The organism is Delftia sp. GW456-R20 (genome assembly GCF_001622915.1).
GTDB lineage: Bacteria > Pseudomonadota > Gammaproteobacteria > Burkholderiales > Burkholderiaceae_C > Comamonas > Comamonas acidovorans.
In genome coordinates, this window is the sequence record NZ_LWCN01000005.1 from 744,747 (window position 1) to 763,970 (window position 19,224).

Consider the following 19,224-nt stretch of genomic DNA (forward strand, 5'->3'; position numbering starts at 1 on the left):
ATCAGCCTTGCCCAGCATCGGCGGCCGTGACAAACCGATACAGAGAGAACCCGTTCATGTCCTTGACCTCCCATCGCCCCGCCCTGCGCCCGCTGGCCGTGGCCCTGGCTGCCTCCGCCCTGATCGCCGGTTGCGGCGGCTCCGGCAACGACACGCCCGCAGGCCAGCCGCTGGAGCTGCGCATTCTGCACATCAACGATCACCACTCCACGCTGGAGTCCAAGAGCAAGACCCTGCAGCTGGACGCCGGCACGGGCAAGGCCGAAGCCGTGGCCGTGGACGCCGCAGGCTTTGCGCGCGTGACCCAGGCCATCGAGGAGCTGGCCGCGCAGTCGCCCAACGTGCTCAAGCTGCACGCCGGCGACGCGCTCACCGGCACGCTGTACTTCAACCGTGCAGGCGCCGACGGCGAGGCCGATGCCGCCCTCATGAACACCGTCTGCTTTGACGCCTTCACGCTGGGCAACCACGAGTTCGACAAGGGCGACAGCGGCCTCAAGTCCTTCCTGGACCGCCTGCGCACAGGCAGCTGCAAGACGCCCGTGCTCAGCGCCAACGTGCGCTTTGGCGCCAACTCGGCCCTGAACGCGGCCAAGGCGCCCGGCTATGTGAACCCCTCCACCGTGGTGGAGCGCGGCGGCCAGAAGATCGGCATCGTCGGCCTGACCATTGCGGGCAAGACCAAGGCATCGTCCAGCCCCGATGCCGACACCACCTTCGAGGACGAGGCCACGGCGGCCCAGCGCGAAATCGACGCGCTGCGCGCCAAGGGCATCAACAAGATCATCGTCATGAGCCATGTGGGCTATGAGTACGACCGCCAGATCGTGCCCAAGCTCAGCGGCGTGGACGTGGTCGTGGGCGGCGACTCGCACACCCTGCTCGGCCCCGACGTGCTCAACACCACGGGCGTGGGCACGCCCGGCGGCGCCTACCCCACGCGCCTGGCCGACAAGGACGGCAGCCCCGTCTGCGTGGTCCAGGCCTGGGAGTACGCCCAGGTCGTCGGTGACCTCAAGGTCCAGTTCGACGCCGACGGCCGCGTCACCCAGTGCACGGGCACGCCCCATGTGCTGATCGGCGACAGCTTCACCATCGCCGGCAAGGCCGCCACCGATGCGCAAAAGACCGCCCTCAAGGCCAGCGCCGCCGCCACCGGCGTGCTGCGCGTGACCACGCCCTCGGCCAAGGCCACGGCCGCGCTGCAGCCGTTCAAGGACAAGGTCGCCCAGTTCAACCTCAAGCAGGTCGCCACCGTGCCCCAGGAACTGTGCTCGCGCCGCGTGCCCGGCGGCGTCGGCACCATGAACTACAGCCAGTCCAGCGCCGCCTGCAATGCCGAAGGCAGCGTCAGCGTGCGCGGCGGCGACATCCAGCAGCTCGTGGCCCAGGCCTACCTGGAAGAAGCCAACCGCCACTACGGCGGCGCCGACATCACCCTGCAAAGCGGCGGCGGCGTGCGCATCCCGCTGCTGGGCCAGACCACGGCCGCCCAGGTCATCCAGGTCCTGCCCTTCGGCAACAAGCTGTTCCGCCTGGACATCACCGGCACGGAAGTCAAGGGCATGCTCGAAGACGGCCTGCAGGCCGTGTACGGCCCCAGCGGCACGACCGGCCCCTACCCCTACACGGGCGGCCTGCGCTTTGACGTGAATGCGGCAGCGGCGGCCGGCCAGCGCGTGTCGGGCATCGAGGTGTATGACAACGCGAGCAAGACGTGGAAGCCGCTGGATACGGCGCGCACGTACAAGCTGTTCGTGCTGAGCTTCAATGCCACGGGCGGCGATGGCTACAAGACGCTGGCGGCCGTGCCTGATGCGCGCCGTCTGGACATTGGCGTGCTCGATTCCGATGTGTTCTTCAACTACATCGAGCGGCAGCCGGTGGATGCGGTGTCCGGCCTGCCGCTGCTGTCGCGGCTGCCGGCGGACCTGTACAGCACGCGTAGTTTTCAGGGTGGGCGCTGATTAGTTCACGCTCTTTTTTGAGACCCTGCCGGGGGGTTGTTTTTCGAGGCCGGGTCTCGGCCCGGCGGCCGACCACCTTTCTTGATCGCCAAGAAAGGTGGCCAAAGAAGGCGACCCCGAATGTCCGCGACCCTTCGCTTCGCTGCGGGCAACCTGCGTCGTGGCGGTTGCGGGGTTCGCTGCGGAACTCGCTGCGTTCACTGCGTGAACTCCGCTCAGACAACCGCAGCGAGTCAGATCACGAAGCAGTCCTGTCCTTCGGCAGGACTGCAACCCCGCAACCACCACGCCGCAGGCGCTGACATACGGGGAGTTTGCCCGGGCCGTCGCTTCGCTCGGCCTCCATGAGAAAACAGCCGAGCGCAGCGGTGGCGCGTCGGCTGTTTGCATTTCTGGCCTTTGGCATTTTGCTGTTGGCTGTTGGCTGTTGGCTGTTGGCTGTTGGCTGTTGCCCCCAGCCTCCCCCTTCTGCCCACGCCTGCGTTGGGCGGGATGCGGGGTGGCAAGCCTGCCGAAGGACAGGCTTGCTTCGTCATCTGACTTGCCGCAGTTGTTTGAGCGGCGCGCGAAGCGCAAAGCGAGTTCTGCGGCACACCCCGCATCCCGCCCAACGCAGGTCGCCCGCAGCGAAGCGAAGGGTCGTGGGCAGTGCGGGGCGCGCTTCTTTGCCCACTTTCTTATCGCGCGATAAGAAAGTGGGTCGCCTGCCGGGGCGAGACCCGGCCTCTGCCCCCAGAGGCACAAAACAATCAAAAACAGGTCAACCAGAAATCAGCCAATCCGAGCAATCACAGCCCCCAGCACCTGCGCCTTCCCCGCCTCAGCCACCAAAGCCACCACCCCACTGCGATGCGCAGTCACCTGCATCTCCATCTTCATGGCCTCCATGACGGCAATCACATCGCCCTCCTGGACGGTATCGCCATCGGCCACCTTCCACGCATGCAGATTTCCTGCAATGGGTGAGGTGACGGCAGCGGGGTCCACGGCAGATTCGGCAGCCGGCGCGGCAGCCACACCGCCGCCAGCCGATGCCAGCCCCTGCAGCAGCACCGCAGGCAGGCCCAGCGACACCCGGCGCCCGTCGATCTCGACCGCGCAGCGCACCAGGCTGGCGTCGGGCAGCGGCTCGGCACGCACGGCGGCGGCCAGGGGCTCGGCGAAGTCCGATTCGATCCAGCGCGTGTGGACCTTGAAGCCGTCGTTGCCCACGAAGTCGGCATGACCGATGACGGCGCGGTGGAAGGGCAGGACGGAGGACAGGCCTTCGATGCGGAACTCGGCCAGCGCGCGGCGTGCGCGGGCCAGGGCCTGTTCGCGCGTGGCGCCGCTGACGATGAGCTTGGCCATCAGCGAGTCGAAGCTGCCGGGCACGACCGAGCCGGTCTGCACGCCCGTGTCCAGGCGCACGCCGGGGCCCGAGGGCGGATCGAACCGCACCACGGGGCCGGGCGTGGGCAGGAAGCCGCGGCCCACGTCTTCGGCGTTGATGCGAAATTCGATGGAGTGGCCCAGCGGCGCCGGGGTTTCGGTGATGGACAGGGGCAGGCCGTCGGCCACGCGCAGCTGCTCGATCACCAGGTCCACGCCCGTGGTCTGCTCGGTCACAGGGTGCTCGACCTGCAGGCGCGTGTTGACTTCGAGGAAGGAGATGGCGCCCGTCTGGCTCAGCAGGAATTCCACCGTGCCCGCGCTGACGTAGCCGGCCGCCGCGCAGATGTCGCGTGCGGAGCTGTGGATGCGGGCGCGCTGCTCGTCGCTGAGGAAGGGCGCCGGGGCCTCTTCCACCAGCTTCTGGTTGCGCCGCTGCAGCGAGCAGTCGCGCGTGCCCAGCACGACCACGTTGCCGTGGGTGTCGGCCAGCACCTGGGCCTCGATGTGGCGGGGGCGGTCCAGGAATTGCTCGACAAAGCATTCGCCGCGGCCGAAGGCGGTGACGGCCTCGCGCACGGCCGAGTGAAAGAGTTCCTCCACCTCGTCCATGCGCCACGCGATCTTCATGCCGCGCCCGCCGCCGCCGAAGGCGGCCTTGATGATGATGGGCAGGCCGTGCTGCTGGGCAAAGGCCAGCACTTCGCCGGCATCCTTGACGGGGTCGGGCGTGCCGGCCACCAGGGGAGCGCCCACCTGCAGGGCGATCTTGCGCGCCTCGACCTTGTCGCCCAGCTTGGCGATGGTCTCGGGCGTGGGGCCGATCCAGCGCAGGCCCGCATCCAGCACGGCGCGCGCAAAGGCTTCGCTTTCGGACAGGAAGCCGTAGCCGGGGTGCACGGCGTCGGCGCCGCTCTTGTGCGCGATGGCGATGAGCTTGGCGATGTTCAGGTAGGTGTCGGCCGGGCGCTCGCCGTCCAGGCCATAGGCCTCGTCGGCCATGCGCACGTGCAGGGCGTCGATATCGGCATCGGCGTAGACGGCCACGGATTTCACGCCGTAGTCGGCGCAGGCGCGGGCGATGCGGACGGCGATCTCGCCACGGTTGGCAATCAGGACTTTTTTCATGATCAGCTTCTTTCAGTTGCGGGCAGACGCCACCGGGCGCTCCCCGCGTTCAGTTCTTGGAGCCTTGCGCGCCGGGGGTGTATTCCTCGAAGGCGCGAATGGGGTTGAAGCGGATCCAGGCGCCCACGGGAATCTGGCCGGCCAGATCCAGGTGGTGCGGCGCCACGCAGCCGATGACGGGGTAGCCGCCCGTCAGCGGATGGTCGGCCAGGAACAGCACGGGCTGGCCGCTGGGGGGCACCTGGATGGCGCCCAGCGGCGTGCCTTCGCTGGGCAGCTCGCCGGCCACGGCGCGCGCCAGGGGCTGCTCGCCCGCCACGCGCAGGCCCACGCGGTTGGACTGCGGCGTGACCTGCCAGCGCTGCGCGGCCAGCAGGGCCACGGCCTCGGGCGTGAACCAGTCGGTGCGCGGGCCCAGCTCCACGTCCAGCACCACGTCCTGCCCGGTGGTGGGCAGGGATTCGGGCGGCAGCTCGGGTGCGGCCACGGCCTTGCGGTCCGCAGGCCGAACGGGCAGGACCTGGCCCACGGCCAGGGCGGCAGGGCCGACATTCGCCAGGGTGTCGGTGCAGGCGCTGCCCAGCACGGGCGTGACGGCAAAGCCGCCGCGCACGGCCACATAGCAGCGCGCGCCGGCCACGGGCTGGCCCACGGTCAACTGGTCGCCATCGGCCAGGGCCACGGCCTGGTAGCGCGGCACGCTCCAGCGCTGGCCGGACCCGGTGGTCACGGTCAGGGGCGCATCGGCGCCCGTGATGGCGACCACGGTCTCGCCCTGGCTTTGCAGCGACAGGCCACCGCCCACGGTCTCCAGCACGGCCAGGTCGCTGGCATTGCCGACCAGGCGGTTGGCAGCCTTGAAGGCCGCCTGGTCCATGGCGCCCGAGGCCGAGACGCCCTGCCCGGCCTGGCCCAGGCGGCCCCGGTCCTGGAACAGCGTCATCAGGCCCGTGGCCTTGACGCGCAGCGCGTTGCCTTCATGCGGCGCGGCCTGCGCCACGGCGGGCGCGGGCGCCTCATCCACCTGGGCCATGCCGGCCGCATCGACAAAGCGCACGCGGTAGCCGGGCTGCAGCAGCGCAGGCAGCTCGCGCGCAAGGTCCCACATGCGGGCCGAGGTGCGGCCTATCAGTTGCCAGCCGCCCGGGCTGGCCTGGGGATAGACGGCGCTGAACGTGCCGCCCAGCGCCACCGAGCCGGCCGGCACGCGCGTGCGCGGCGTGGTGCGGCGCGGCACGTTGAAGATCGGATCGCCCCCGCTGAGGTAGGCAAAGCCGGGCGCGAAGCCCGTGAAGGCCACGGCGTACTCGCTGCCCGTGTGGCGGCGCACGACTTCCTCGGGCGTGATGCCCAGCAGCTGCGCCACATCGGCCAGGTCCTCGCCGTCGTAGTGCACGGGAATCTCGACCAGCACATTGCTGCGCTCGGCACGCTGGCCCAGGTCGCGCGCGGCAATGCGGCGCACCAGCTCGGCCACGTCCAGCCTGGCGGGAGCGAACTGCACGAGCACGGTGCGCGCAGCCGGCACCAGCTCCTGCACGCCATCGATGGGCTCGCGCTGCAGCGAGCCCAGCAGGGCCAGGGTTTCATCCAGATCGGCCAGCTCCACCATCAGGGCCTGCCGGTTGACGGGTAGAAAACGCATGGTGTGCCCTCAGCCCACGAAGGAGGAAATGCGCACGCCCTCCTGCTCGAAACGTTCGCGCAGGTGGCGTGCAATGGCCACGGCACCGGGGCTGTCGCCGTGCACGCAGATGGAGTCGGCGGCAATGCGCACCAGGCTGCCATCGACGGCCTCGACCACGCCGTCGCGCACCAGGGACAGCATGCGCGCGGCGATCTGGTCCACATCGTGCAGCACGGCGCCCGGATCGCGGCGCGAAACCAGGGTGCCCTCGGGCGTGTAGCCGCGGTCGGCAAAGGCCTCGGCCACCACGGTCAGGCCCGCATCGCGCGCCCAGTCGATCAGGGGCGAGCCGGCCAGCGCCACCAGCACCAGGCTGGGGTCGATGGCGCGCATGGCGGTGATCACGTCGGTGGCCTGGCGCCTGTCATGGGCAATGGTGTTGTAGAGCGCGCCGTGCGGCTTGACGTAGCGCACCTCGGTGCCGGCCACGCGGGCCAGGCCCTGCAGCGCACCGATCTGGTAGATGACGCCGGCCACCAGGTCGGCGCTGGCCACATCCATGTTGCGCCGGCCGAAGCCGACGAGGTCGGGATAGGACACATGGGCGCCCACCATGGCGCCGCGCTCGCGGGCGGCCTTGAGCGTCTCCAGGATGCCTGCCGGGTCGCCGGCATGGAATCCGCAGGCCACGTTGGCGCTGCTGACGATGTCGAGCATGGCGGCGTCGTCGCCCATGCGCCATCCGCCCAGGCTCTCGCCAAGATCACTGTTCAGGTCAATTTTCATCGTTCTCTCCTCGCCGGACTCGGTGCACAGGCTCTCAGTGCAGCTGGCCGGCGTTTTCCTTCAGATCCTGGGTCACGGTCAGGGCCGTGCGAATGGTCTCGCGCACGGCAGCCACCTGGTCGGCCAGGCACATGCTGGGCATGCCCGGCTTGCGCGCTGCCTGCTCGGGCAGGGCCGGCACGTGGATGAAGCCGCCACGCGCGCCCGGCGCCGCCTTGCCCTGGGCCAGCCAGTGCATGAGCGCGAAAAACACGTGGTTGCAGACAAAGGTGCCCGCCGTGTTGGACACGGAAGACGGAATGCCGCGCGCGCGCAGGTTGTGCACCACGGCCTTGATGGGCAGCGTGGAAAAGTACGCGGCGGGCGCGCCCGGGATCACCACCTGGTCCACGGGCTGGCGCGCCGCATGGTCGGGAATGCGGGCGTCGTCGATATTGATGGCCACGCGCTCGGGCGTGAACTCGCTGCGGCCACCGGCCAGGCCCAGGCTGATGACCAGCACCGGCTGCAACTGCGCAAGCGCCTCCTGCAGCTGGCGCAGCGACTCGCCGAACACGCAGCGCAGCTGCAGGCCGTGGACGGTGGCGCCGGCCACGGTCTCGCCATGCAGGGCACGCGCCACTTCCCACGAGGGATTGACAGGGTCCTGCTCGAACGGCTCGAAGCCGGTCACCAGGATGCGCGGGGAAGTGGAATCGGTCATGGCAACAGTCCGTCCTTTAACGGAACATCAGGAAGTACAGCAGGAAGACATTGGCGGTCAGCAAGGCCAGGGCCGTGGGCACCTGGGCGCGGATCACGGCATTCTTGTCGATCTCCAGCAGCGCGGCGGGCACCAGGTTGAAGTTGGCCGCCATGGGCGTCAGCAGGGTGCCGCAGTAGCCCGAGAGCATGCCGATGGCCGCCATCACGGCCGGGTCGCCATGGTAGACGCCGACCAGGATGGGCACGCCCACGCCGCCCGTCATCACCGGGAAGGCCGCGAAGCCGTTGCCCATGACCACGGTGAACAGCGCCATGCCCAGCACGTAGACGGCCACGGCCACGAAGCGGATGTCCATGTTGATATAGGTGGTGGTCACATAGGCCACGGCCTTGCCCACGCCGGCGTCCGAGAACACCAGGCCCAGCATGCCCAGCATCTGGGGCAGGACCAGGGCCCAGCCCAGCGCATCGGTCAGGCGGCGCGATTCGCGCATGCCCTGGGCGGGCGTCTCGCGGGTCAGCCAGCAGGCCAGGCCCAGCGCCAGCACGCAGCCCACGCCCAGGCTCACCAGCGTGGTGGCCTTGGGGTCCAGCAGGGGCGTGCCACCAAAGACCAGGTGCGAGGCGCTGAGCGTGCCCACCATGGTGATCAGAGGAATCGCCAGGGCCGGTGCGAACAGCTTGTTGCCCAGGCGCTTGGCGCTGGCCAGGTATTCGGCATCGCTGCGCGGCGCATGGCGGCCGCTGCCCACGCCGCCAAAACCGGCGATCAGGGCCATGGCCACGGCGATCACGCCCACGACCACGGGCGGCAGTTCATTGCCCACCAGGAAGACGGCTGCATACAGCGCCCAGAACAGGCCGCTGGACCAGCGCTTGGGGTTGCTGGCATCGCGCAGCGTCATCACGGCCGTGACGGCCAGGACGAAGCCGACCAGGTAGTACAGGTGTTGGATGGTCAGCGTCATTTCAGGCTCCCTTGGCTTGGGTGGCGTTGGCGTTGGCTGCGTCGGCTTCGACACCAGCCTTGTACTGGGCCAGCTCGCGCTCCAGCATGCGGTCCAGGCGGCGCAGGCGCCAGGCATGGATCACGAAGGCGCAGATGGCCGTGGGAATGCCCCACAGCGCGACGTGGATGGGCTCGACCTCGATGCCGGCTTCCTTCAGGAAGGTGGTCATCAGCACGATGGCGCCGAAGGCCACGAAAATGTCCTCGCCGAAGAACAGGCCCACGTTGTCCGTGGCGGCCGAGTAGGCGCGCAGCTTGTCGCGCACCTTGGCGGGCAGGATGCCGAAGCGCGACTGGGTCGCACCTTCGGCCATGGGCGCCAGCAGCGGGCGCACCATCTGCGGATGCCCGCCCAGGCTGGTCAGGCCCACGGCGGCCGTCAGCTGGCGTGCGGCCAGGTAGACGATGAGCAGGCGGCCTGCGGTGGCCGACTTGATGGAGCTGATCCAGTTCTGCGCGTGCTGGCGCAGGCCATGGCGCTCCAGCAGGCCGATCACGGCCAGCGGCAGCAGGATGATCAGCGGCAGGTTGCGCGTCTTGATGAAGCCCGTGCCAATGGTGGCCAGCACCTTGTCGACGGGGAAGCCCGCCGCCAGTGCCGTGCCGATGGCCGTGACGATCACGACCAGCATGGGATTGAAGCGCAGCACGAAGCCCGCAACGATGATGGCCACTCCGATAAGCGGCCAGAGATTGACGTCAGTCAGCATGTTGATTCCCCCTTCACACCCCGCGGTGCGGGGCGGCCGTCAAGCCGCCCCGCAGGCCCAACCCGGTGGCGTGGAGTGCGCTGCCAACCTGGTTTTGTTCAACAAAACAAAGAATTTGTCTTACAGAAACGAATTGTGAATAAGACAATCAGCGCATGCTGATAGTACAAACCCGCATATCGTTGCCCAAGGATTGAGCACGCACGGGGTTTTCAAATGTCAAAAACTATCGGATATTGAACATCCATAGAAGGCATGAACACAACAATGCCCCTGCCCCGATATCGCCTGTGACGAGGCCGCCTCCTACAATGGGCCGCCCTCCCGGCCTGCGGCGCACGCGTGGCAGTCGGCGTGAATGGCACCTTCCTGCTCCCATCCCTTTTGTCCGAGCTCTGAATCCATGCAACGCCGTCAACTTGTTTCCCTGCTTCCCCGTGCTGCAGCCATCGCAGCGGTTCCCGCGCTGGCGCCGGCCTTCGTGCGCAATGCCTTCGCCGATGAGGCAGGCCTGTCCGCCAAGACCATCACCATCGGCTGCTCGGCCGCCATGAGCGGCCCGCTGGCCGGTTTCGGCTCCGACATCAAGCTGGGCACGGAAGCGGCCATGGCGCAGATCAACGCACGGGGCGGCATCCAGGGCCGCACGCTGCAGCTGCAGATGGTTGACGACGGCTACGTGCCCCAGCGCTCGGCCGACAACGTGCGGCAGATGCTCTCCAAGGGCACGGCCTTTGCCCTGCTGTCCTGCGTGGGCACGCCCAACAACGCCGCCGTCATCCCGCTGATCGAGGAAGCCGGCGTTCCCTATGTGGCGCCCTTCACGGGCGCCTCGTCGCTGCGCAAGGGATCGCGCAACGTCTTCCATGTGCGCGCCAGCTACACCACCGAGGTCCGCCGCCTGGTCCAGCGCCTTGCGGGCATGGGGCTCAAGGGCATTGGCATCGTCTACCTGGACAACGCCTATGGCCGCGAAATGCTGGAGGACGCCACGCGCGCCCTGGAGGCCGAGAAGATGGCCCCCGCCGTGCAGGCGGCCATCGCCACCGATGGCAAGAATCTGGCCGATGTGTTGAACAAAGTGGACGCGGCCCACCCCTCGGCCGTGCTGCTGGCCACGGCTGGCACGGTGTCGGTCGATCTGGTGCGCGGCCTGCGCAAGAGCGCGCCCGGCGTGCTGCTCACCGGCCTGAGCGTGACCCTGCCCAACGACAGCCTCAAGCCGCTGGGCGAGGACGCCCGGGGCATTGCCCTGACCATGGTCGTTCCCGCGCCCCACCAGGCCAAGCTGCAGGTGGTGCGCGACTACCAGGCCGCCATGCGCGCCCACGGGCAGCAGGAGTTCTCGCTGGGCACGCTGGAAGCCTATGTGAACACACGCGTGCTGGCCGAGGGCCTGGAACGCGCAGGCCGCGACCCCAGCCAGGCCAAGCTGCGCTCGGCGCTGGCGGGCATCCGCAACTGGGACATGGGCGGCTTCGTCATTGACTACAGCGGCCAGACGCCCCATGTCGGCTCCAGCTTCATCGACCTGGGCGTGCTGGGCAATGCGGGGCGCTTCATCGGTTGATGAAGGCGGGTGGCTTGCGGGCCAGGCCGCTGGCGGATCGGCCCATCGTTTCTTCCTGTCGCTGCACCAAGGAGCCTTCGCCATGCCTGCCGAACGTCACCCACTTCCGCGCCCTGCCTTGCACGCTGCCTTGCACCCTGCTGCACATCCCGCTTCGCACCGGGGCCTGCAGCGCCGCCTGCTCATCCTGGCAGCGGCTGCCCTGCCCGGCCTTGCCCTGGCGCAGAAATGGCCCGCACAGCCCGTGCGCATCGTCGTGCCCTACACGGCCGGAGGCGGCTCGGACAACATCGCCCGTGCGCTGGGCACGGAGCTGTCGCGCGAACTGGGCCAGCCCGTGGTCGTGGACAACAAGCCCGGCGCCTCGGCCATGCTGGGCGCCGAGCTGGTGGCACGCGCCGCGCCCGACGGCTACACGCTGCTCCTGGCCGACATGCCGCACACCATCACGCCCAGTCTCTACAAGACACCGTACGACGCGCTCAAGGACTTCACGCCCGTGGCCCTGATCGGCTCCTCGCCGCTGGTGCTGGCCGTCAACCCCAAGCTCAAGGCGCAGAGCGTGAAGGAATACATCGCGATGGCCAAGGCACGGCCCGGCCAGATCAACTTCGCCTCGGGCGGCACGGGCACGGCCACGCATCTGGCAGGCGAGCTGTTCAAGCAGCAGACGGACACCTTCATCACCCACATTCCCTACAAGGGCTCGGGCCAGGCCGTCGCCGACGTGGTGGCCGGCCATACCGAGAGCATGTTCTCCTCGGCCCCCACCGTGATCCCCCATATCAAAAGCGGCGCGCTGCGCGCCCTGGCCACCACCGGTGCCCAGCGCTCGCCGGCCCTGCCCCAGGTGCCCACGATGGCCGAAAGCGGCGTGCGCGGCCTCACCGTGCTGCACTGGTTCGGCCTGCTGGCGCCTGCCCGGTTGCCCCCCGGCATACAGACCGCGCTGCACGATGCCGTGGCCCGCGCCATGGCCACGCCCGCGCTCCAGGCCAAGCTGCAGTCCCTGGGGCTGGAACTGACGCCCCGCACTCCAGCGGAGTTCGGCGCCCAGATGGAGACCGACGCTGCACGCTGGGCCCGCGTCATCAAGGAACGCAACATCAAGGCGGACTGAATGCCCTCCCTGCACCATCACCACGACGCCGTTGACCTGCGCAGCGACACCGTCACGCGCCCCACGCCGCAGATGCTCGAAGCCATGGCCTGCGCCCCGCTGGGCGACGACGGCCTGGACGGCGACCCGACGGTGCGTGCGCTGGAAGAGACGGCCGCCCAGCGCTTTGGCAAGGCCGCAGGCCTGTTCGTGGCCAGCGGCACCATGGGCAACCTCGTGGCCGTGCTCGCCCATGGCCGCATGCCCGGCGAGGTGCTGGCCGAGGCCGACAGCCATCTGCTGAACGCCGAGCGCGCAGCCGCGGGCCTGACCGGCATGCACTACCGCAGCCTGCCCGGCGACGGCGGCCTGATCGCCCTGCCCGCGCTGGAGGCGGCGCTGGACACCTCGGCATCCGCGCGCTGCCCCAGCGCCCTCGTGGCCGTGGAGAACACCCACAACGCACGGGGCGGCAGCGTGGCGGCGCCCGAGTCGCTGGCGGCCCTGCATGCCCTGGCCGCCCGCCATGGCGTGCCCGTGCATACCGATGGCGCGCGCCTGTTCAATGCCGCCGTGGCACTGGGCCTGTCCTGCCGCGAGATCGCCGCGCACACGGACTCGGTCACCGTCTGCCTGTCCAAGGGCCTGTCGGCTCCGGTGGGTTCGGTGCTCATGGGACCGGCCGACTTCATCACGCGGGCGCGCGGCATACGGCGCATGCTGGGCGGCACCATGCGCCAGGCCGGCGTGATCGCGGCGGCGGGCCTGGTGGCGCTGGAGCACATGGTCGAACGCCTGGCCGAGGACCACGCACGCGCCCGCCGCCTGCACCAGGGCCTGCGCGCCATCCACCCGGCATGGTGCGCGGCCGAACTGCCGCAGACCAACATCGTGCAGGTGCGCGTGGGCACCAGCGCGGCCGATGCGCGCCTTTGGGAAGCACGCCTGGCCGAAGCCGGCGTGCTGGTGCGCACGGGCAGCGCAGGCCTGCTGCGCCTGGTCACGCACCGCCACATTGACGACGAGGCCGTGGACAGCACCCTGCAGACCTTCACGCGGCTGCATCACGACAACTGAGCACCACGCGAGGCCGGCAGAAGTGCCGGCCCTGGCTACACTGCCCATCGACCCTTGCATCCCCCATCACCATGACCCGCAGCACCGATATCCTCAACCTGACCGACCGCGTGACCGAGCAGCTGCGCAGCAAGCTCATCGATGGTGCCTGGGAGCCCGGGCAAAAGCTGTCGGAGGCCTCACTCAGCGAAAGCCTGCAGATCTCGCGCAACACGCTGCGCGAGGCCTTCCGGCTGCTGACCAAGGAGGGGCTGCTGGTGCACGAGCCCAACAAGGGCGTGTCGGTGGCGGCGCCCAGCATCGCCTCCATCATCGACATCTACCGCGTGCGCCGCATGGTGGAGTGCCAGGCGCTGGCCCAGGCCTATCCCATGCACCCGGCTCGCAGCCTGATGCGCGAAGCCGTGGAGGCGGCACAGCGCCACCGCGAGGCGCAGGACTGGTCGGGCGTGGGCACGGCCAACATGAGTTTCCACAAGGCCGTGGTGCAACTGGCCGACAGCGAGCGCCTGGACACCATGTTCGAGCACCTGCTGGCCGAGCTGCGGCTGGCCTTCGGCCTGCTGCGCGACCCGCACTTCCTGCATGCCCCCTATGTGGACATGAATGCGCGCATCCTGCAGCAGTTCGAGGACGGCAAGCCGGCCGAGGCCGCTGCCGCGCTCAATGACTACCTGGTGCATTCGGAGCGGCTGATCCTGGCCGCCTATGCCCGACGCCTGGCTGAGAAGGGCATCAAGGTGTGAAAACAATAGACACCCCCTGAGGCGCTTCGCGCCTTCCCCCTCTCTCGCTACGCGGGAGGGGGACGACACCCTCGGTGCGGGGCTGCCCTTCCTCGGTGTCCCCGGCTTTGGGCAGTGCCGGTTTCATTGGCAGTGTTCAGCGCACAACACTGGCTCGCATTCAACGCCGCGCGTCCAGGCTCCAGCGCGCCACGGGCGCCAGCATCAGTTGCACGAATCCGCCGGCGATCGCCAGGTTCTTCAGGAACTGCACCAGCTGGCCCTTGTCGCCGAACTGGTTGTGGAACATCAGCGCCGACATGACGCTGAACACGGCCATCACGGCCGCGGCCTCGCGGGTGCGCCAGCCCAGCAGCAGGGCCGTGGCCACGCCCAGCTCCACCACCAGCGCCATGGCATACGACAGCATGGGCAGCGGCAGGCCCGCCTTGGCGATATAGGCCATGGTGCCCTCCGGCCCCATCAGCTTGCCGATGCCGCTGTAGATGAACAGCAGGCTCAGCAGCACCCGGGCCACCAGCGGTGCGAAGTCGGCCCAGGGCGACGCTGCGGCGTGGGCAGCGCGATGCGTGGCGGCGCGCGTCATCGCATCAGCCCGGGACACGGCCGGAACCCTGGCCTTCGGCCGCCTTCACCGAGCCGCCCAGGCGCTGCACTTCGGCCAGGTACTCGGGGCCGCTGCGCATGCGCTGGTACTGGGCCAGGCGCTGCTGGTAGTCGGCATCCCAGTGGTTCACGTCGGACTCGCGGTAGACGTTGAGGCCGGCGCGGTTCCACAGGGCCAGGTCGGCCTGCACTTCGGCGCGCGACAGCGCGGGGCCGGAGGCGACGGGCTCGGCGCCGAACCAGGCTTCTGCAGATACCGTGGCGGCCGGTGCGGCCGAGGCCATGCCCGACCACAAGGCGGAGGAAAGGGAAACGATGGCGAAGAGGGTCTTTGCGTGCTTCATGGCGAATCCTTTGTCAAATCCTGCAGCGCGTGATTGCGTTCTGCATGGCTGCAGTCTCGTCTTCGCCCGCCTGCGCGTCAGTGCCTAAACGCACAGCTTTGCGCAAACTCTCCGGTTCCCGCGCTCACCGTCCACGCCCACCATCCACGCTCAGGGCCACTGCAGGCCGGGCCGCGCCACATGCAAGGCCGGCAAGGGCTCGGAGCGCCCGCGCACCTGCACCTGCCGGACTTCTCCCAGGCCATCGGCCACGCCCGCGCGGCGCGCCACCTCCAGCGACAGCACCAGCCGCGCCTGGGCGCTCTTGGTGTATTCCTGCAGGCGGCTGGCCGTGTTGACCACCTCGCCCACGGCCGTGAAGGTGGTGGTGTGCTCGAAGCCCACGCGCCCCACGGCGGCGCGCCCCGCATGCAGGCCCATGCCGAAATCCACCGGCTGGCCGAACTGCGCCTCGAAGGTGTGGCTCCATTCCTGCATGCGCCGGTCGATGAGGGCGCTGGCCTGCACGGCCTGGCGGCAGGCCGTGTCCAGGTCGGTGTCCAGGCCGAAGATGGCCATCACGCTGTCGCCGATGAACTGGTTGGCCATGCCGCCGCTGTCGTGCACAGCCTGGCCCACGCGCTCGAAATACTGGTCCAGCACCCAGGACAGGTCCACGGGCCATTGCCGCTCGGCCAGGCCCGACCAGCGGCGCAGGTCCACGAACAGGATGGCCACCGCGCGCACTTCGCGGACCTCCCGCTGCTCGTCGCCCCGACCGGCCTGGGCGGCTGCCGGCGAGCGAAACAGCGGCGCCACCTGCACATCGCCCGTGGGCCGCAGCTGGCAGGCCAGCCGCACGTCCTGCGGCGCGCCCACGCGCTCCAGCGTGAGGCGCTCGTCCCGCCCCGGCGCAGGCAGGTGGGCCGCCGGGCCGGACACGCGCACCCGGCAGGTGGAGCAGCGCGCCCTGCCGCCGCACAGCGACAAATGGGCAATGCCATGCTCGCGGCTGGCTTCGAGCACGCTCATGCCCTGGGCCACCTGCACGGTGCGGCCCGGATAGTGCAGCAGCACCTGGCGGGCGCCGCGCAGGCGCATGCGCCGCCACAGCCACGGGCCGGCCAGCAGCGCCGCCAGGCAGGCCAGCCAGCCCTGGCGCAGCCCGGCCGTCAGCGCGCGCAGCCACTGCGATGCCTCGGGCGAGGGGCCGGCCGGCGCTGGCACGCCGGCCGCCGCGATCTCGCGCGCAATGGAGACGATGCCCAGCGCCGCCAGCACGGGCAGCAGCACGGCCGCCGTGAGCAGCAGCGGCTGCCAGCGCCGCCACCAGCCGCGCGCACGCAGGGCCATGTGCAGGCCCATGCAGCCATGGGTCCACGCGGCCGTCATCAGCAGCAGCTGGATGGCCATGCTGGACGGATTCCAGGAAGAACGCACGATGCGCGCATACGAGGGGTCCACGCCCCAGGCCTCCTGCGCCAGCCGCGTGGCCGGCACGTGCAGGGCCAGCAGCAGCGGCAAGCCCAGTCCCAGCAGCAGCCGCACGGCCTCCAGCGCCGGCATGCGCAGGCTGCGCCGCCGCGCCAGCGCCTGCAGCGCCAGCCCCATGTGCACGGCCAGCGCGCCGTAGAGCAGCAGGCTGCCGGGCAGGGATCGCCACACGCCATGGACCCCCTCGCGCACGGCCTCGGCCGTGCCCAGCGAGACCAGGCCCAGGGCGTGATTGAACAGGTGCAGCGCCGCATAGGTCCACAGCACCAGGCCGGTGGACCAGTGGAGGCTGCGCAGGGACGGCAGAGCCGGCAAAGCCGGATGAGGGACACGGGCCATGGAAAGCGATGATGCGCCCGACGGCGGAAGAAGACAGGAGAAGACTGCAAGAACGGCAGCTTGAAGGAACTTAGGCCGGGCCTGGCCGATCCAGAATCTTTGTACCTTACGCCCGCTATTGGTTCCATGGCCCACCCCACCCAGCCCTCCAGTTTCGCCCTGCGCGGCATCGCCCTGTTCGAGGGCCTGGGCAGCGCCAGCCTGGACCGCATCGCCGCCGACTGCGAATGGCGCCCTCTGCAGGCCCGCCAGCCCGTGTTCAGCCGCTGCTCCACGGGCAGCGACGTGTTCTTCCTGGTCAGCGGGCGCGTGCGCATCACCACCTATTCGCCGGGCGGGCGCGAGGTCAGCTTCCGCGACTACGGGCCCGGCGAGCACTTCGGCGACCTGGCGGCCATTGACGGCCAGGCCCGCTCCACCGATGTGGTCACCCTGGAATCCTCGCTGCTGGCCAGCCTCTCGCGCCAGGACTTCCTGGCCCTGCTGGCGCGCGAGCCCGCCATCGCCCTGCGCATGATGGAAGGCCTGGCCGGCCTGGTGCGGCGGCTGACCGACCGCGTCATGGAGCTGAGCACCCTGGGCGTGCCCACGCGCCTGCACATGGAGCTGCTGCGCCTGGCGCGGGAGGCGGGCGTCTCGCCCGAGCACACGGCCCTCATCAGCCCCGTGCCTTCGCACTCGGTGCTGGCCAGCAAGATCAGCACCAACCGCGAGCAGGTCACGCGCGAGCTGGGCGCCCTCACCCGGCGCGGCCTGCTGCGCAAGGAGGGGCGCCAGGCGCTGCTGGTGACCGATGTGCGCGCACTGCAGGCGCTGATAGCGCAGGAATGCTAGGCGGACTCCATTCGCCAGCCCTGCGGCGACCACACCAGGCGGTCGGTCAGCCCGATGGCCTGCAGAAAATCCTCGTCATGCGAGACCACGACCAGCGTGCCGGCGTAGCCGCGCAGCATGGCCTCCAGCGCCTGCAGGGAAGGCAGGTCCAGGTGGTTGCAGGGCTCGTCCAGCAGGAGCAGGGGCGCGGGCGGCTCGGCATGCAGCGCGCAGGCCAGGGCGGCCTTGAGCTGCTCGCCACCGCTGAGCCGGCCCGCAGGCTGCTCCACCTGCCGGGCCGCCAGCCCGAGCCAGGCCAGGCGCGTGCGCAGCACATCCACGGGGGTGCCGGGGCAGGCGTCCTGCAACTGCTCCATCACCGTGCGCCCGGGCTGCAACAGGGACAGGCGCTGGTCCAGGTAGGCACAGGCCTGCATGCGGCGCACCTCGCCCGCCTGGGGCGCAAGGCGGCCCGACAGCACATCGAGCAGGCGCGTCTTGCCGCAGCCGTTGGGACCGGTCACGGCCAGGCGCTGGCCGCCGTACAGAGACAGGTTCAGGCGCGGCCCCGTGGACAACGAAAACGGCAGCAGCACATCGTCCAGCAGCGCCACCACGTCGCAGGGAGCACCGGCCGGGGGCGGCGCCTGCATGCGGATGCCGGCCTGCAGGTCGATCTGGCGCGCCGCCTCGCGCACGCGCTGGTCCAGCGCCTCGCGCGTGTCTGCATGCTGGCGGCGCAGGCGGCCGGCCGACGCCTCGCTGCGCTCCTTTTGCCGGTCCAGCAGAATGCGCGCCTGGTTGGCCTCCTGGCCCTGGCGGCGGCCGCGCGCCTCGCGGCGCTGCTGGCGCTCCTGCTGCTCGCGCAGCTGCTGCGTTTCGCGGCGGCGCTCCAGCTTGCGCTGCTCCAGCAGTTGCACCGCAGAGGCCATCTCGCGCGCCTTGGCTTCGGCATAGAAGGCGTAACCGCCGCCGTAACTGCGAAGCCCCTGCGGCGACAGCTCCACGATGCGTTCCATGCCCTGCAGCAGACTGCGGTCATGGCTGACCACGACCAGGCCACCGGGCCAGCGCTGCAGTTGCGCGGCCAGGGCCTGGCGGCTTTCACGGTCCAGGTGGTTGCTGGGCTCGTCCAGCACCAGATGGTCGGCGCCCGACAGCAGCGCGCCCGCCAGGGCCACGCGCATGGCCTCGCCGCCGCTGAGGGCGTGGCCCGGCGTATCGGCACGCAGATGGCCCAGGCCCGCCAGCTCCAGTTGGGCCTGCAGGCGCTGGCGCAGATCCCAGCGGTCAGCCAGCCGCTCGAAGTCCCTGGCATCACAGCTGCCGGCCTCGATGCGCGCCAGCGCCTCCAGCGCGGGATGCAGCCCGGCCAGCGCCGCCACCGAAGGCTGGTCATGCCAGTCCGTGCGCTGGGCCAGGTACAGCACCTGCCCCGAGCGCAGGCAGCGGCCCTGCGAGGGCGCATCCAGCCCGGCCAGGATGCGCGCCAGCCGCGACTTGCCCACGCCGTTGCGCCCCACCAGGCCGGTGCGGCGGTGGTCGAGGGTTTCGGAAAGATCGGAGAAAAGGGGGCTGCCATCGGGCAGCACGCAGGAAACGCCGTCGAGCGTGATCGTGGTATTCGTCATATCGCGGTTCATGGATGCCAACGCAGTTCCTTGCCGCTTTGCATGCATTGCGCGTGCGGTGGGCAGGGTCGGGAAAAGCGGGCCGCTGGGACAGCGGCAGCATCAATGGCGCATGGGACGAATACCTCCTGCAATGGCGAACGAAACCGCCATTATAGAAATCATGGGACGGACGTGCTGGCCGTGCCGGAGGGGGCGCCACCGGCGCCACGGCGGCCGGCAT

The 19,224-nt window shown here is 69.8% G+C and carries 16 protein-coding genes; 6 read left to right on the forward strand and 10 right to left on the reverse strand.

Going from position 1 to position 19,224, the window contains the following annotated elements:
• The first annotated feature begins 56 nt into the window (after positions 1-56).
• On the forward strand, positions 57-1,967 hold the full coding sequence (locus A4F85_RS27245; RefSeq protein ID WP_063328373.1) for a bifunctional metallophosphatase/5'-nucleotidase: 1,911 nt from the start codon (positions 57-59) through the stop codon (positions 1,965-1,967).
• Positions 1,968-2,738: 771 nt separating this feature from the next.
• On the opposite strand, the gene A4F85_RS27250 is transcribed toward A4F85_RS27245, so the two are convergent.
• Genes A4F85_RS27250 through A4F85_RS27275 form a run of 6 tightly spaced genes read right to left on the reverse strand, consistent with a single transcriptional unit; the run spans position 2,739 to position 9,303 of the window.
• The gene (locus tag A4F85_RS27250; RefSeq protein ID WP_013800623.1) at positions 2,739-4,466 is read right to left on the reverse strand and encodes an acetyl/propionyl/methylcrotonyl-CoA carboxylase subunit alpha; all 1,728 of its coding nucleotides are present in this window, start codon (positions 4,464-4,466) and stop codon (positions 2,739-2,741) included.
• A gap of 49 nt (positions 4,467-4,515) precedes the next feature.
• Positions 4,516-6,111 (reverse strand): urea amidolyase family protein, encoded by a 1,596-nt coding sequence (locus A4F85_RS27255; protein ID WP_063328374.1) that lies wholly within the window; start codon positions 6,109-6,111, stop codon positions 4,516-4,518.
• 9 nt (positions 6,112-6,120) lie between these two features.
• On the reverse strand, positions 6,121-6,879 hold the full coding sequence (locus tag A4F85_RS27260) for a LamB/YcsF family protein (RefSeq protein ID WP_012207525.1): 759 nt from the start codon (positions 6,877-6,879) through the stop codon (positions 6,121-6,123).
• A 34-nt stretch (positions 6,880-6,913) separates the two neighbouring features.
• The gene (gene pcp, locus A4F85_RS27265; RefSeq protein ID WP_013800620.1) at positions 6,914-7,582 is read right to left on the reverse strand and encodes a pyroglutamyl-peptidase I; all 669 of its coding nucleotides are present in this window, start codon (positions 7,580-7,582) and stop codon (positions 6,914-6,916) included.
• 16 nt (positions 7,583-7,598) lie between these two features.
• A complete protein-coding gene (locus tag A4F85_RS27270; protein WP_043825613.1) occupies positions 7,599-8,552 on the reverse strand; it encodes a DUF979 domain-containing protein in 954 nt (317 codons plus the stop codon).
• A 1-nt stretch (position 8,553) separates the two neighbouring features.
• Positions 8,554-9,303: a DUF969 domain-containing protein gene (locus A4F85_RS27275; RefSeq protein WP_012207528.1), complete on the reverse strand. Its 750-nt coding sequence runs from the start codon at positions 9,301-9,303 to the stop codon at positions 8,554-8,556.
• Between the two features lie 403 nt (positions 9,304-9,706).
• On the opposite strand from A4F85_RS27275, the gene A4F85_RS27280 reads away from it, so the two are divergent.
• The 4 genes from A4F85_RS27280 (at position 9,707) to A4F85_RS27295 (ending at position 13,795) form a co-directional block, all read left to right on the forward strand.
• Positions 9,707-10,873, forward strand: a complete 1,167-nt coding sequence (locus A4F85_RS27280) for an ABC transporter substrate-binding protein (protein ID WP_043825611.1) — start codon at positions 9,707-9,709, stop codon at positions 10,871-10,873.
• A gap of 130 nt (positions 10,874-11,003) precedes the next feature.
• Positions 11,004-11,993 (forward strand): tripartite tricarboxylate transporter substrate binding protein, encoded by a 990-nt coding sequence (locus tag A4F85_RS27285; RefSeq protein ID WP_231890634.1) that lies wholly within the window; start codon positions 11,004-11,006, stop codon positions 11,991-11,993.
• Entirely contained in the window at positions 11,994-13,049 is a 1,056-nt protein-coding gene (locus tag A4F85_RS27290; RefSeq protein WP_063328376.1) for a threonine aldolase family protein, read from the forward strand.
• 71 nt (positions 13,050-13,120) lie between these two features.
• Positions 13,121-13,795: a GntR family transcriptional regulator gene (locus tag A4F85_RS27295; protein WP_012207532.1), complete on the forward strand. Its 675-nt coding sequence runs from the start codon at positions 13,121-13,123 to the stop codon at positions 13,793-13,795.
• Between the two features lie 160 nt (positions 13,796-13,955).
• Here the strand turns inward: A4F85_RS27295 and A4F85_RS27300 are convergent, their stop codons facing one another.
• From A4F85_RS27300 to A4F85_RS27310, 3 genes are all read right to left on the reverse strand, one after another.
• A complete protein-coding gene (locus A4F85_RS27300) occupies positions 13,956-14,399 on the reverse strand; it encodes a DoxX family protein (RefSeq protein WP_231890635.1) in 444 nt (147 codons plus the stop codon).
• Positions 14,386-14,745, reverse strand: a complete 360-nt coding sequence (locus tag A4F85_RS27305) for a DUF4148 domain-containing protein (protein ID WP_063328378.1) — start codon at positions 14,743-14,745, stop codon at positions 14,386-14,388. The genes A4F85_RS27300 and A4F85_RS27305 overlap by 14 nt, the downstream gene beginning before the upstream one ends.
• A gap of 150 nt (positions 14,746-14,895) precedes the next feature.
• Positions 14,896-16,557: an adenylate/guanylate cyclase domain-containing protein gene (locus A4F85_RS27310; protein ID WP_063328379.1), complete on the reverse strand. Its 1,662-nt coding sequence runs from the start codon at positions 16,555-16,557 to the stop codon at positions 14,896-14,898.
• A gap of 126 nt (positions 16,558-16,683) precedes the next feature.
• Here A4F85_RS27310 and A4F85_RS27315 point away from each other — a divergent pair, with 126 nt between their 5' ends.
• Positions 16,684-17,391 (forward strand): Crp/Fnr family transcriptional regulator, encoded by a 708-nt coding sequence (locus tag A4F85_RS27315; protein WP_063328380.1) that lies wholly within the window; start codon positions 16,684-16,686, stop codon positions 17,389-17,391.
• On the opposite strand, the gene A4F85_RS27320 is transcribed toward A4F85_RS27315, so the two are convergent.
• On the reverse strand, positions 17,388-19,013 hold the full coding sequence (locus A4F85_RS27320; protein ID WP_063328381.1) for an ABC-F family ATP-binding cassette domain-containing protein: 1,626 nt from the start codon (positions 19,011-19,013) through the stop codon (positions 17,388-17,390). The genes A4F85_RS27315 and A4F85_RS27320 overlap by 4 nt on opposite strands.
• Positions 19,014-19,224 lie beyond the last annotated feature (211 nt).